At 69.2% G+C, this 13,183-nt stretch carries 12 protein-coding genes and 1 riboswitch; of the genes, 6 read left to right on the top strand and 6 right to left on the bottom strand.

The window, feature by feature from the left end:
- Positions 1-14: 14 nt before the first annotated feature.
- Both FBY21_RS01685 and FBY21_RS01680 read right to left on the bottom strand, forming a co-directional pair.
- Positions 15-641: a LysE family translocator gene (locus FBY21_RS01685; RefSeq protein ID WP_142008168.1), complete on the bottom strand. Its 627-nt coding sequence runs from the start codon at positions 639-641 to the stop codon at positions 15-17.
- Positions 642-781: 140 nt separating this feature from the next.
- Positions 782-2,188: a purine-cytosine permease family protein gene (locus tag FBY21_RS01680; RefSeq protein WP_142008166.1), complete on the bottom strand. Its 1,407-nt coding sequence runs from the start codon at positions 2,186-2,188 to the stop codon at positions 782-784.
- A 320-nt stretch (positions 2,189-2,508) separates the two neighbouring features.
- Between FBY21_RS01680 and FBY21_RS01675 the strand changes: the two genes are divergently transcribed.
- Positions 2,509-2,994: a flavin reductase family protein gene (locus tag FBY21_RS01675; protein ID WP_142008163.1), complete on the top strand. Its 486-nt coding sequence runs from the start codon at positions 2,509-2,511 to the stop codon at positions 2,992-2,994.
- A gap of 483 nt (positions 2,995-3,477) precedes the next feature.
- Here the strand turns inward: FBY21_RS01675 and FBY21_RS01665 are convergent, their stop codons facing one another.
- Positions 3,478-4,107, bottom strand: coding sequence for a class I SAM-dependent methyltransferase (locus FBY21_RS01665; protein WP_142008158.1), 630 nt, complete (start codon positions 4,105-4,107; stop codon positions 3,478-3,480).
- Positions 4,108-4,225: 118 nt separating this feature from the next.
- A riboswitch (cobalamin riboswitch) is annotated at positions 4,226-4,430 on the top strand.
- 107 nt (positions 4,431-4,537) lie between these two features.
- Here FBY21_RS01665 and FBY21_RS01660 point away from each other — a divergent pair.
- The 4 genes from FBY21_RS01660 to FBY21_RS01645 are packed head-to-tail and all read left to right on the top strand — an operon-like array spanning position 4,538 to position 9,447.
- On the top strand, positions 4,538-6,676 hold the full coding sequence (locus FBY21_RS01660; RefSeq protein ID WP_142008155.1) for a TonB-dependent receptor: 2,139 nt from the start codon (positions 4,538-4,540) through the stop codon (positions 6,674-6,676).
- Positions 6,677-6,686: 10 nt separating this feature from the next.
- Positions 6,687-7,466 (top strand): ABC transporter ATP-binding protein, encoded by a 780-nt coding sequence (locus FBY21_RS01655; protein WP_142008153.1) that lies wholly within the window; start codon positions 6,687-6,689, stop codon positions 7,464-7,466.
- Entirely contained in the window at positions 7,463-8,428 is a 966-nt protein-coding gene (locus FBY21_RS01650; RefSeq protein WP_142008151.1) for an ABC transporter substrate-binding protein, read from the top strand. Before FBY21_RS01655 ends, FBY21_RS01650 begins: the two co-directional genes overlap by 4 nt.
- Positions 8,429-8,433: 5 nt before the next feature.
- Entirely contained in the window at positions 8,434-9,447 is a 1,014-nt protein-coding gene (locus FBY21_RS01645) for a FecCD family ABC transporter permease (protein WP_301307846.1), read from the top strand.
- Between the two features lie 375 nt (positions 9,448-9,822).
- Here the strand turns inward: FBY21_RS01645 and FBY21_RS01640 are convergent, their stop codons facing one another.
- Positions 9,823-11,097: a CynX/NimT family MFS transporter gene (locus tag FBY21_RS01640; protein ID WP_107331160.1), complete on the bottom strand. Its 1,275-nt coding sequence runs from the start codon at positions 11,095-11,097 to the stop codon at positions 9,823-9,825.
- Between the two features lie 29 nt (positions 11,098-11,126).
- Positions 11,127-11,777 (bottom strand): FadR/GntR family transcriptional regulator, encoded by a 651-nt coding sequence (locus FBY21_RS01635; protein WP_069565353.1) that lies wholly within the window; start codon positions 11,775-11,777, stop codon positions 11,127-11,129.
- Positions 11,778-11,959: 182 nt separating this feature from the next.
- Between FBY21_RS01635 and FBY21_RS01630 the strand changes: the two genes are divergently transcribed.
- Positions 11,960-12,208 (top strand): hypothetical protein, encoded by a 249-nt coding sequence (locus FBY21_RS01630; RefSeq protein ID WP_074967686.1) that lies wholly within the window; start codon positions 11,960-11,962, stop codon positions 12,206-12,208.
- Between the two features lie 5 nt (positions 12,209-12,213).
- On the opposite strand, the gene FBY21_RS01625 is transcribed toward FBY21_RS01630, so the two are convergent.
- Positions 12,214-13,182 (bottom strand): GlxA family transcriptional regulator, encoded by a 969-nt coding sequence (locus FBY21_RS01625; protein WP_044400324.1) that lies wholly within the window; start codon positions 13,180-13,182, stop codon positions 12,214-12,216.
- Between the last annotated feature and the right edge of the window lies 1 nt (position 13,183).

The raw sequence follows: 13,183 nt of genomic DNA, 5'->3' as shown, positions 1-13,183 counted from the left end.
AATTGCAGCCGCGCTCAATGCGCCGACGAGCCAGCCAGGCGCACACCGAAGGCGATCAGCACGCCCCCGGTGAGCCGGTCCAGCGCGCGGATCACCGCCGCTCGGCGCAGGAAACGCCCCAGCGGCACCGTGGCAGCGATGAGTACGGCGAACCAGATCAGCGTCAGCACCACGTGCAGCCCGGCGAGGAAGAAGGAATAGCCCGCCACGCTGGCGCCCGCCGGCACGAACTGCGGCAGGAAGGTGACGTAGAACACCCCGACCTTGGGGTTGAGCAGGTTGGTCAGGAAGCCCCGCCAGAACGCTGCCCCTTGGCCGCCCGAGCCTGCATCCGTGTCCTCGTCCAGGGCCTGGCGCGGGCGCAGCAGCAGCCCGGCTCCCAGCCACAGCAGGTAGGCCGCCCCGGCCAGCTTGACCGCTGTGTAGGCCAGCTCCGAGGCCTGCAGCAGCGCCCCCAGCCCCAGGGACACCGCCGCGCCCCAGAGCAGGCAACCCAGGCCGATTCCCAGGGACGCCATCACCGCCGGGCGCCGGCCCTGGGCAGTGGCGGCACGCAACACGATGGCGGTGTCCACGCCGGGGGTGAGGGTCAGCAGGGTGGCGGCCGCGACGAAGGCGAGCAGCAGGGGCAGGTCGATCATGGTTCCGTGGCCTGGGCGGGAGTCGGAGGGCGGCTCGCCACTCTATGCCGGGCGGCGAGACGCGGTCAAAACGGCCCGCCCGGTACGACAACGCCGGCACCAGGCAGGGCCTGGCACCGGCGTGTCGAGGTTCGCCGGGCTCAGTCGGCCAGCGCGGTGCCAGCCAGGTTCGAGGCCGCGCTGCGGCTGCGGGTGGCCAGGCAGTAGTACAGCGGGCAGGTCACCACCAGACCCACCAGCCAGGAGAGGTCGGCGCCCTCCACCAGGTTGGCGTAGGGGCCGGCGTAGAGCGAGGTGTTGGCGAAGGGCAGCTGCACGATGATGCCGATGAAGTAGGCAATGATCGCGTGCGGGTTGAAGCGCCCGTAGATGCCACCGTCCGGGCTGAAGATCGAGGCGATGTCGTAGCGGCCGCGCTTGATCAGGTAGAAGTCGATCAGGTTGATCGACGCCCAGGGCACCAGCACCAGCAGCAGCGCCAGCACCAGGCCGATGAACCGCGAGATGAAGTCGGCCGAGGCCCCCAGCGCCACCACGCAGCAGCCGGCGAGGATCACCGCCGACAGCGCCACGCGCACCGGGATGCTCGGCGTCCAGCGACCGGCGAAGGTCTGGATCGAGGTGACGATGGACAGCACCGCGCCATAAAGATTGAGGGCGTTGTGGCTGATGATGTTGAGCAGGAACAGCACCATCAGGATCGGCCCCAGCCAGCCGGTGGCCTGCTTCACCGCCGCCATCGCCTCGGTACCCTCCGGAGTGGCCAGTGCCGCCACCAGGCCGAAGGCGAACGACAGGATGGTGCCCAGGGTAGCCCCCAGGTAGGTGGCCAGGAACGGCCGGGCGATGCCCACTTCCACCGGCAGGTAGCGGGAATAGTCCGAGGTGTAGGGCGAGAAGCTGATCTGCCAGATGATCCCCAGCGACAGGGTCGCGATCCAGCCGGCGAGGTTGAAGCCGCCACGGGTGAAGAAATCCGCCGGCAGGTCATGGGCAAAGATGTAGGCGAAGCCGGCCAGCAACGCCGAGCCCATCACCCAGGTGCCGATGCGGTTGAGGGTGTGGATGAAGCGGTAGCCGATCACCCCGATGGCGGTGGCGCTGAGCGCACCGATCAGGATGCTGGCCGGCACCGGGACCGACGGCGCGATACCGACGATGGACTTGCCCGCCAGGACGATGTTGGAAATGAAGAAGCCGACGTAGATCAGCGCGGCGAAGAACACGATCAGCAGGGCCCCGTAGCGCCCGAACTGGCCGCGGCTCTGCACCATCTGCGGAATCCCCAGCTGCGGCCCCTGGGCCGAGGCCAGGGCGATCACCACGCCACCGATCAGGTGCCCGAGGACGACCGCGAGCATCCCCCAGAACAGGTTGAGGTGGAACACCTGGACCACCATGGCGCCGGTGACGATGGGCAGTGGCGCGATGTTGGTGCTGAACCACAGGGTGAACAGATCGCGCGCCTTCCCGTGGCGCTCCGCAAGGGGGACGTAGTCCACCGTGTGGTTTTCGATCAGGGGGTCTTGCCGTGACATCTGGGACATGGAAATGAACTCGAGTTTGTCTGTTCTTATCGTTGTTTGAAGCCAAACCGGAGGCGCTCTGCGTCGCCCCTCAGATGAACACCATATTATGGTATTCCAAACTTTTGACAAGCCTGAGCCGCTTTTCTACGACGCATCTGATCCGCCATCCTGACGCAACCCCAGGTCCCGCCGCCAGAGCCAAAGCCCCGGTCTTCGAGGCTTTCCGACGAAAGTAGAAGGCCGACGGAGCGCCCATGAAAGCGCTTGCAAATTGCGTATTACGGTATACCATCAGACCTAATTGACTCAGCCTGCCGTACACCACCGAGGTTCCACCGATGATCGATGCCGCCCTCTACAAGAAAGCCATGGCCTCCTTCCCGTCCGGGGTCACCGTGATCACCACCCTGGATGACGACGGACAGGTGGTCGGCCTCACCGCCAGCGCCTTCAGCTCGCTGTCCATGGACCCGGCCCTGGTGCTGTTCTGCCCCAACTACAGCTCCGACTCCTACCCGGTGCTGATCCGCAACAAGCGCTTCGCCATCCACGTCCTGTCCGACGCCCAGCAGAAGGAAGCCTATGCCTTCGCCCGCAAAGGCAAGGACAAGGCGCAAGGCATCGAATGGACCCTGAGCGAACGGGGCAACCCGCTGCTGGCCGGCGCCAGCGCGATCATCGAGTGCGAACTGTGGCGGGAGTACGAAGGCGGCGACCACGCCATCATGGTGGGCGCCGTGAAGAACCTGGTCCTGCCCCAGGAAGAGGCCGCCCCCCTGCTCTACTGCCACGGCAAGATGGGTGCCCTCCCCGCCCTGGCCTGACACCTGACCACCGTGCGTTTTTCAGCCCCCGCCATGGGGGCTTTTTTCGGCTATGCCCGACTCTTCCGCTGCCACGCTCCAGCACCTGCCACCACCTGGCGCTCCCTCTAGAGCGCACGACGAAATCGGCCCTGGCTCAGAGGGTGAGGCGGGGAATCTGCCCCTTCAGGAGGCCGAGCGCAGTCGTTGTGCAGGGGAGCGAGCGGCATGGATGCCGCGAGAGGCGCGCCAGGCCATGGATGGCCCATCGCGCCGGCCCCTGGAGCAACGATGGAGCGAGGGAAGTCCCGCGCAGCGGGACCCGGATGTAGGGGCGAGCCTCTTTGGTTTCTTTTTTGGCGATTGAAAAAAGAAACTCGCCCGGCAAGGCGAAACAGGTGACATCAATAGAACTCGATAATCAGCAACACGCTTTTGGGCATAGCTTTTCAGACGGTGCCCTGCCCAGGCATCTCTCGACAGCCCCCCGGCAATGGCCGTTGCTCAGGCCGGCTTCCGCCACACGCTCGCCAGCCAGGGCTGCTGCTCGCGAGGCAGCCCCGCCGGCCGGTAATAGTGTTCCAACGCCTGAAAGCCGGCCGCCTCCAGCAACTCACGCCAGCGCGCGTAGTCGTGCCAGGCGCCGTAGCGCTGGCCGTTCCAGCCCTCCTCGTTCTGCCCCCGTGGATTGGAGCTGAACAACACGCCACCCGGCCGCAAGGTGGCGTGCAACTGGCCGAGTACACGCGGCAACTCCTGCAGCGGCACATGGAACAGGCTGGCATTGGCGAACACCCCATCGAAGCGCTCGGCGGGCAGCTCCAGCGCCAGGAAGTTCTGCTGCCACACCTCGCAACCGGCATCGGCGCGGGCCATCTCGACGAAGCGCGCCGTACCGTCCAGCCCCACCGGGCGGTGGCCAAGGCGGCGGAAGGTCTGCAGGTCGCGCCCCGGGCCGCAACCGAAGTCGAGGATGTCGAACGGCCCGCCCGGCCCCAGGTGGCGCAGCAGCGCCTCGATGTTCTGGCTCACGTCGTGGTCGCGGGTGCCCTCGCGGAAGCCCTCGGCATTGCGCTGGTAGTCATCCAGGGTGATGGCGCTGATGGCATCGAGATCGTGGGGTTCCAGGCTCATGGGGCCTCCGGGCAGTGAACGGCGGCGGGCATTCTACCGGCTGCGACGGGAACGACCATGGCCGGCCGACAGGGCGAATGATTCCCGACAACGGTTGACGCCACCCCGTGCCAGTGGTCAGATGCGCGCCGTTCCAGGTGCCTCACGCCGCCGCGCGTGAGGTGAAACGGGAAGCCGGTGCGTCCATCAGGACCAGTCCGGCGCTGCCCCCGCAACGGTAAGCGAGCGCTGCATTCGATACGCCACTGTGCCCACGGCATGGGAAGGCGAATGCGGCGTGATCCTCGCAAGCCCGGAGACCGGCCTGGAGCATCGATAGGCAAACCCGCGGTGGGCGGGCACGGGCCGGTTTCTCGCACGGGTGCACGCGCCCGCGCGCGCCTTTGCATTCCCTCCGGGCTCCATTCATTCCTGACGTGATAGGAACGACATGTCCCGTACCTTCAGCTCCAACGCTCCGGCGAGCGCCGCACTCGGCCTGCTCGCGCTGTCCATCTCCTTCTCCCTGCACGCCGAAGACGGCACCCTGGCGCTACCGGCCACCGCCGTCACCGACCAGGCGGACGACACCGCCATCCGCCTCGACACGCCCGTGCCCGCCGGCTCGCGCCTGGGCCTGTCCGCCCTGGAAACCCCGGCCAGCACCAGCGCCATCAGCGGTGACGAAGTACGCGCTCGCAACAACGCCACCGTGCAGGACGCCGTGACCCGCAGCCCCGGCATCACCCACATCGGCACCCCCGGCAACGGCGGCACCGCCCTCTCGGCCCGGGGCTTCACCGGCCACGCCTCGGTGATGCAGCTGTACGACGGCACGCGCTTCTACACCGGCATGGGCACCACCACCTTCCCCACCGATCCGTGGATGGTCGAGCGCATCGACGTGATCCGTGGCCCGGCCTCGGTGCTCTACGGCGAAGGCGCCACGGGCGCGGTGATCAACGTGGTGCCGAAGAAGCCCTTCGACGGCGAGATCCGCAACCGCCTGCGCCTGGGCTATGGCTCCGACGACCGCCAGCAGATGGCCCTGGACAGCGGCGGCTCGCTCACCGACACCCTCAGCTACCGCCTCAACCTCAACCGCGAGACCAGCCACGGCTGGATCGACCGGGGCGACTCGAAGAACCTCGGCCTCAGCGCCGCCCTGCGCTGGCAGGCCAGCGACGCCCTGGCCTTCACCCTGGCCCACGACCAGGGCGACCTGCAGCCGATGAACTATTTCGGCACCCCGCTGATCGACGGCCATCTGCGGGACAGCCTGAAAGACAAGAACTACAACCTGCACAACGCCGAGCTGCACTACAACGACCAGTGGACCCGGCTCGTCACCGACTGGACGCCCAGCGAAGGCTTCAGCGCCAGCAACCAGCTCTACCACATCAAGAGCCGCCGCTACTGGCGCAACGCCGAGGCCTACACCTGGGACGCCGGCCGTGGCCAGCTGGAGCGCGCCGAGCAGCTGCGCATCAAGCATGAGCAGGAGCAGATCGGCGACCGCCAGACCTTCACCTTCGACCATTCGTTGTTCGGCCTCGACAGCCGCACCCTGGTGGGCGGCGAGTTCAACCGCATCCGCTTCGATCTGCTGAACAACGCGCCCTACACCGACATCGGCGGCGACTACGTCGACCCGTGGAACCCAGCCCCCGGCTACTACCAGAGCGCCTCGGCCTACCGCCCGCACTCGCGCAGCGAAACCCGCACCGCCGCCCTGTTCGCCGAGAACCGCACCCAACTGAGCGAGCGCTGGTCCGTGGTCACCGGCCTGCGCCGCGACCAGAACCACATCGACCGCACCGACCTGCGCGCCAACAGCCGCAGCGACCGCAGCATCCAGGGCGGCAACTGGCGCGCCGGCCTGGTGTTCGCCGCCACCCCGCAGCTGTCCTTCTACGGCCAGTACTCCACCAGCGAGGACGGCGTCAGCAACCTCATCACCCTCAGCCCCACTCAGCAGCAGATGGACCTGACCGAGTCGAAGCAGACCGAGTTCGGCCTCAAGCAGCAGTTCTGGGACGGGCGCGGCGAATGGACCCTGGCCGCCTACCACATCGTCAAGAAGAAGCTGCTCTCCCGTGAATCGGTGACCCGCCCCACCCAGCAGATCGGCCAGCAATCCTCCAACGGCCTGGAAGCGACCCTGGAACTGGCCCTGGAGCAGGGCTGGCACGTCTCGGCCAACGCCTCGCTGCTGCGCGCCGAATACGACGACTTCAACGAATCCGTCGGCGGCCAGCTCGTCTCCCGGTCCGGCAACCGCCCCACCGACGTGCCACGGCGCACCGCCAACCTCTGGGTCAGCAAGGCGCTCAGCCATGACCTGGACGCCGGCCTCGGCGCGCGCTACGTCGACGCCCGTTACGCCGACGCCGCCAACACCGTCAAAGTGCCCGGCTACACCGTGCTCGACGCCAACCTCGGCTGGCAGGTGCTGCCCGACACGCGCCTGGGGCTGGAGCTGAACAACCTGCTGGACCGCCGCTACGCCGTCACCCAGCAGAACGGCGGCCAGCAGTGGCTGCTGGGCCAGCCGCGCTCGTTCTTCGTCACCGCCGACTACAGCTTCTGAGGGTTACGCCATGTCCCGCCTGAACCTCCATGACCTGCGCTGGGCCCCTGACGGCGCCCTCGCCGGCTGGTCCCTGGACGGCATCGGGCTGGACGTGGCGGAAGGCGAGTTCGTCGGCCTCATCGGCCCCAACGGCAGCGGCAAGAGCAGCCTGCTGCGCTGCATCTACCGCGCCGCCCGCCCCCACGGCGGCACGGTGCGGGTGGACGACGAGGACATCTGGCGCCAGCCGCCGCGCTGGTGCGCACAGCGGGTCGCCGTGGTGCTGCAGGAGTTCCCCAGCGACTTCGGTCTCAGCGTCGCCGAGGTCGCCGCCATGGGCCGCTCGCCCCACCAGGGGCCGTTCGACGGCGACACCGCCGCCGACCGCGCCCGGGTCGGCGAAGCGCTGCGCCAGGTGGCCCTGGAGGCCCACCGCGACACCCCGTTCGCCCGGCTCTCCGGCGGCGAAAAACAACGCGCCCTGCTGGCCCGCGCCCTGGTGCAAGACCCCGGCCTGCTGCTGCTCGACGAACCCACCAACCACCTCGACCCGCGCTACCAGCTGGAACTGCTGGCCCTGCTGCGCCGCCTGCGGCTGAGCACCCTGGCCAGCTTCCACGACCTCAACCTCGCCGCCGCCTTCTGCGACCGCCTGCTGGTGCTCGATGGCGGCCGCCTGGTGGCCAGCGGCACCCCCGAAACCGTACTCACGCCGCAACGCCTGCTGGAGGTGTTCGGCACCCCCGCGCTGGTGGACCGCCACCCCATCGGCGGCCACCCGCGCATCACCTGGATCACCCCCCCATGAAAAGCCGCTCCCTCGCCCTCACCGCCCTGCTGCTCGCCGGCAGCGCCCAGGCCACCCAGTACCCGGTGACCATCACCAGCTGCAACCGCCAGGTGGTGTTCGAGCACGCCCCCACCCACGCCGTCAGCCAGGACGTGAACCTCACCGGCATGCTGATCGCCCTCGGCCTGCGCGAGCGCATGGCCGGCTACAGCGGCGTCAGCGGCTGGAAGACCCTGGACCCGAGCCTGCGCGAGGCCCTCGCCGGCCTGCCGGAACTGGCCCGCAAGTACCCCTCGGTGGAAACCCTGCTGGCCGCCGACACCGACTTCTTCTTCGCCGGCTGGAACTACGGCATGCACGTGGGTGGCGACGTCACCCCCGCCACCCTCGCACCGCTGGGCATCCCGGTGTACGAACTGAGCGAGTCCTGCGCCCACGTCATGCCCCGCGAGGCGGCCAGCCTCGATGATCTCTACCGCGACCTGGAGAACCTCGGCCGCATCTTCGACGTCGAGCCCCGCGCCCAGGCCCTGGTGACCGGCCTCAAGGCCCGCGTGGCGGCGGTGGGCGAACGCCTGGCCGGCGTCACCGAGCGGCCCCGGGTGTTCCTCTACGACAGCGGCGAAGACCGCCCCTTCAGCAGCGGTCGCCTCGGCATGCCCCAGGCCCTGATCGAAGCCGCAGGTGGGCACAACCTGCTCAGCGACCTGGCCGCCAGCTGGACCCAGGTCAACTGGGAAACCGTGGTGGAGCGCGACCCGCAGGTGATCGTCATCGTCGACTACGGCGAGCGCAGCTGGCAGCAGAAGCGCGACTTCCTGCTCGCCCAGCCGGCCCTGGCCGGGGTCACCGCCATCCGCGAGCGGCGCTTCCTGGTGCTGCCCTACCTGGACGCCACGCCCTCGGTGGAGAACGCCGCCGCCATCGAAGCCCTCGCTGCCGGGTTGCACCCGCAGGTGTTCGCCGGGGTCGCCCGGTGAGGCCGTTGCGCTCGACCGGCGCCTTCCGCCTGCTGCTGGTGGGGCTGGCCGCGCTGCTGGCGCTGTCGCTGGTGGCCGCCCTCGGCTTCGGCCCGGCGCGGCTGCCCCAGGAGCAGGTCTGGGCCATCGTCGGCGAACGCCTGGGGCTGCTGCAGCGGGGCGACTGGAGCGACGGCCAGGCCAGCATCGTCTGGCTGATCCGCGCCCCACGGGTGTTGCTCGGCGCCCTGGTGGGCGCCGGCCTCGCCCTGGTGGGCAGCGCCCTGCAGGCCACCACCCGCAACCCCCTGGCCGACCCGCACCTGCTGGGCGTCAGTTCCGGCGCGGCCCTCGGCGCGGTGCTGGTGGTGCTCTACCTGGGCGAGTTCGCCGGCCACCTGAGCCTGCCCCTGGCAGCCTTCGTCGGCGCCCTGGCGAGCACCGCCCTGGTGCTCGCCATCGCCAGCCGCCACGGCCGCCTGGAGAGCGACCGCCTGTTGCTGGCGGGCGTGGCGGTGTCCTTCCTGTGCATGGCGCTGGTCAACCTGCTGCTGTTCCTCGGTGACCCGCATGCCGCCAGCTCGGTGCTGTTCTGGATGCTCGGCGGGCTCGGCCTCGCCCGCTGGGAGCTGCTGGCCCTGCCAGCCGTCAGCCTGGCCCTCGGGCTGGCGCTGCTGATGGCCCAGGCGCGCGGCCTGAACGCCCTGATGAGCGGCGAAGACACCGCCGCCAGCCTCGGCTTCGAGCCCCGCCGGGTGCGCCTCTGGGTGTTTCTCTGCGCCTCGCTGCTGACCGGCGTGCTGGTGGCCCTGAGCGGCGCCATTGGCTTCGTGGGGCTGATGCTGCCGCACCTGGCGCGCCGCCTGGTGGGCGCAGAGCACCGCCGCCTGCTGCCTACCAGCGCCCTGCTCGGTGCGCTGTTCCTGGTCTGGGTGGACGTCGGCGCCCGCACCCTCGCCGCCCCCCAGGATCTGCCCATCGGCATCGCCACCGCCGCCATCGGCGGGCTGTTCTTCGTCGGCCTGCTGCGCCGCCGCTGACGCGCCCTCCACGTAGCCCGGACCTCAGTCCGGGGACAGGCAGCACACAACCCTGGGCTGAAGCCCAGGCTACGGACTGAGCCAACCCCACGTAGCCCGGACTTCAGTCCGGGAACAGGCAGCACGCAACCCTGGGCTGAAGCCCAGGCTACGACCTGCACCCCCACGTAGCCCGGACTTCAGTCCGGGAATAGGCAGCACACAACCCTGGGCTGAAGCCCAGGCTACGGACTTAGCCGACCCCACGTAGCCCGGACTTCGGTCCGAGAGCAGGCGGCACACAATCCCGGGCTGAAGCACGGGCTGTTGACGGTCCCCACGTACCCGGAAACGACAACGCCGGCCCTGGGGCCGGCGTTGTCGTGGAGACGGGTGTCAGAGGTGTTCGCTGCGGGCATTCACCAGCAGGTTGCGCCCGGCCCCCAGGCCGAAGGCGGTGGCTGCCAGGCTGACGCCGACGAAGATGAAGCCCACCGCGCTCCAGCCGTGGGTCAGGTCGTGCACCACACCCACCGCCAGCGGGCCCATGGCGGCCAGGGTGTAGCCCACGCCCTGGGCCATGCCGGAAAGGTTGGCGGCCACGTGGGCGTCCCGCGAGCGCAGGACGATCAGCGCCAACGCGATGCTGAAGGTGCCGCCCTGCCCCAGGCCGAGCACCACCGCCCAGCCCCAGATGCCGCCCAGGGGCGCATAGAGCATTCCCATCAGTCCCGCCAGGGTCATGCCCATCACCAGCACCACGGCCAGGCGCTGGTCCCGCGCGCGGGTGGCCAGCCAGGGGGCGCCGAGGGCGCTGACCAGCTGGGTCATCACCGAACCGGACATCACCAGCCCGGCCTCCACGGCGGACAGCCCGCGGTCGATCAGGATCGACGGCAGCCAGCCGAACACGATGTAGGCCAGGGAGGACTGCAACCCCATGTACAGGGTCACCTGCCAGGCCAGCGGGTCACGCCAGAGGCCGCTCACCCGGTAGGCCTGACGGCCGGCATGGGCGGACTGCCGCGCCTGGGGCAGCCACACCAGCGCCGCGAGGATCGCCGGCAGCGCCCAGAAGGCCAGGGCCGGTTGCCAGGCGCCATCCAGCACACCGGCGAGGGGCACGGTGGCCCCAGCGGCCAACGCCGCACCCAGGCACAGGGCCATGGTGTAGACGCCGGTCATGAGCCCGGCGATGTGGGGGAAATCGCGCTTTACGATACCCGGCAGCAGCACGCCGATGATGCCGATGCTGGCGCCGGCCATGACGCTGCCGAGGAACAGCCCGGCAAGCGGGAACAGGCTGCGCAGGACGATGCCGCCGGCCAATACGAGGAGGATCAGCAGCACCGTACGCTCGCTGCCCAGGCGCCGCGCCAGGATCGGCGCCAGCGGCGCGAACAGGCCGAGGCAGAGCACCGGCAGAGTGGTCAGCAGACCGGCTCCGGAGGCGGAGAGCCCGGTGGCCTCGCGCACCATGTTGAGCATCGGCGCCAGGCTGGACAGCGCCGGGCGCAGGTTCAGGGCCACCAGCACCAGCCCCACCAGCAGCAGGGCGGCGCCTCCGGCGATGGCAGGGGGCGCGGGCTCGTCGTCGGCCTCGGCGTCGATCAGCAGTTCCTCCGGCGGGCAGGCCGGCGGTGTGTGGGAGGGGGAATCGTGGGCAGGCATGGCAAGGCAACTCCAGGAAAGGGCAAACGTCAGATCAGCAACGCACGGTTGGCCGCAGCGGCGGCGTCCGCGTCTTGTCGTTCGATGGCGTCCAGCAACTCGCGGTGCAGGTCGAAGCACGGCTGCGCGCGGTCGGGATCGGAAATGGTGCGCTCCAGGCCCACGCGGATGACCTGGGAGAAGTAGCGGTACAACTCGCTCAGCACCGGGTTGTGGGCGCTGTCCACCACCCGCTGGTGGAACACCAGGTCGTGGTCGATGTAGTCCTGCAGGTCTTCGTAGCTGGAGCGTGCGGCGGAGGCCGCGAGGGCTTCGCGCAGGGCGATGAGGTCTGCCTCGGTGCGGCGCAGGGCCGCCAGGCGCGAGGCCTCGATCTCGATCATGCCCCGTGCCTCCAGGGCCTGCTCCACCGAGCTGCGGGCCAGGGCCTGCATGGTGGACAGCGGGTCGGCGCAGGCGCGCACGTAGGTGCCGTCGCCCTGGCGCACTTCCAGCACGCCGGAGAAGGTCAGCACCCGCACCGCTTCGCGCACGGTGTTGCGGCTGATGCCGATGATCTCCGCCAGCTCGGGTTCGGGCGGCAGGCGCTGGCCGAGCAGCCAGGTGCCGTCGTCGATGCGCTGGCGGATCTGCTCCAGGGCAATATCCACCAGGGAGCGCTTGAGGGCCGGTGCGGACATGGCAGACATCCAATCATCCGATGAATTTCAGGGGTGCGCAGGCTAACGGCCTCGGGGCGGGTTCGCAACCCCGGATATCCTTGCGATCCAGGCAATACTCATTATCTACAACGGTGATTTTTCGCCTCCCGGGGGCATTGGTAGCCTGCTCAGCATCCCGTCACCACTGCCCTGGGGGCATCATGAAACCCACTCACATCCTGGCGCTGGCCCTTGCGGCCCTCGTCCTCAGCGGTTGTGCCAGCCAGCCGGAACCGCGCCCCTACACCGACGCCGAGATCAAGCAGTTCTCCCTGGAGATGCTCAACCGCGCCGGGTTGCCCTATGAAGACTACGAGAAGGTCCGCCAGGCGCTGATGAACCCCAATCCGCGCGTCTCCAGCGCCCGTCGCGACTACGAGCCGGCCTTCATCCGCAGCACCGAGGGCTGAGCTCGTCAGGCCGGCACGCCGCGTACCTGGAAGGTCTTGCGGTAGGCCGCCGGCGGCATGCCGATGCGCTGCTGGAACAGCCGGCGGAATGAATTGCTGTCCTCGTACCCCACCTGGAAGGTGATGCGCTCCAGGCTCAGGCGGGTGGTCTCCAGCAGGTGCTTGGCCTGCTCCAGGCGCAGGGTCTGCAGGTACGCCAGCGGCGAGTAGCCGGTGGCCTCCTTGAAGCGCCGCTTGAAGTTGCGCGTGCCGAAACCGAAGCGCTGCGCCAGTTCATCGATCAACACCGGCTCGGTGTAGTGCGCCTCCAGCCAGTTCTGCACCTGCAGCACCTTGGCGTCCCCATGCCCCTTCGGCGTCGACCACATGACGTAGGCCGACTGCCCGGTGCGCACGCTGTCGATCAGCAGGTAGCGGCCGCAGGTCTGCGCCAGCTCCAGGGAGGCGAAGCGCCGGACCACGTGCAGCAACAGGTCCATTGCCGCGCTGGCGCCACCACTGGTCATCACGTTGCTGTCCTCGCAGAGGATCAGCGTCTCGTCCAGCAACACCTCGGGGTAGCGCCGCCGGAACAGGCCGGCGAAGGCCCAGTGGGTGGTGGCCCGCCGCCCTTCCAGCAACCCCGCCTCCGCCAGCAGGAAGGCCGCCGTGCACATCGAGGCCACCGTCGCGCCTTCGGCATGGCGGGCCTGCAGCCAGGGCACGTAGCGGTCGAAACCGGGCAAGGCCTCGCGCAGGGTGAAGATGAAGCCCGGCACCAGCACCAGGTCGGTCCGCTCGATGCTGCCCAGCGCCGCCTGCACCGCGACCCGATGCCCGCCGAGGGTGGTCACCTCCCCGCCATCCAGGGACACGCTCACCACCTCGAACGGCGGCTCGCCTTCAGCCAGCAGGTTGGCAGCGCGCAGCACCTCCAGGGCGAGGAAGGTGCTGGCGGCAGAACAGTAGTCGGTGACGAGCAGGGTGACGTGCATG

It is taken from the genome of Pseudomonas sp. SLBN-26 (assembly GCF_006715895.1).
GTDB classification, from domain to species: Bacteria; Pseudomonadota; Gammaproteobacteria; order Pseudomonadales; family Pseudomonadaceae; genus Metapseudomonas; species Metapseudomonas otitidis.
This window is presented reverse-complemented; position numbering and strand designations above follow the sequence as displayed.

Excerpts from the sequence above, each read along its gene's own strand:
- FBY21_RS01630 (WP_074967686.1), top strand. The coding sequence starts at position 11,960 with ATGAAACCCACTCACATCCTGGCGCTGGCCCTTGCGGCCCTCGTCCTC.
- FBY21_RS01625 (WP_044400324.1), bottom strand. The coding sequence starts at position 13,182 with ATGCACGTCACCCTGCTCGTCACCGACTACTGTTCTGCCGCCAGCACC.
- FBY21_RS01675 (WP_142008163.1), top strand. The coding sequence starts at position 2,509 with ATGATCGATGCCGCCCTCTACAAGAAAGCCATGGCCTCCTTCCCGTCC.
- FBY21_RS01650 (WP_142008151.1), top strand. The coding sequence starts at position 7,463 with ATGAAAAGCCGCTCCCTCGCCCTCACCGCCCTGCTGCTCGCCGGCAGC.
- FBY21_RS01660 (WP_142008155.1), top strand. The coding sequence starts at position 4,538 with ATGTCCCGTACCTTCAGCTCCAACGCTCCGGCGAGCGCCGCACTCGGC.
- FBY21_RS01680 (WP_142008166.1), bottom strand. The coding sequence starts at position 2,188 with ATGTCCCAGATGTCACGGCAAGACCCCCTGATCGAAAACCACACGGTG.
- FBY21_RS01655 (WP_142008153.1), top strand. The coding sequence starts at position 6,687 with ATGTCCCGCCTGAACCTCCATGACCTGCGCTGGGCCCCTGACGGCGCC.
- FBY21_RS01635 (WP_069565353.1), bottom strand. The coding sequence starts at position 11,777 with ATGTCCGCACCGGCCCTCAAGCGCTCCCTGGTGGATATTGCCCTGGAG.
- FBY21_RS01640 (WP_107331160.1), bottom strand. The coding sequence starts at position 11,097 with ATGCCTGCCCACGATTCCCCCTCCCACACACCGCCGGCCTGCCCGCCG.
- FBY21_RS01685 (WP_142008168.1), bottom strand. The coding sequence starts at position 641 with ATGATCGACCTGCCCCTGCTGCTCGCCTTCGTCGCGGCCGCCACCCTG.
- FBY21_RS01665 (WP_142008158.1), bottom strand. The coding sequence starts at position 4,107 with ATGAGCCTGGAACCCCACGATCTCGATGCCATCAGCGCCATCACCCTG.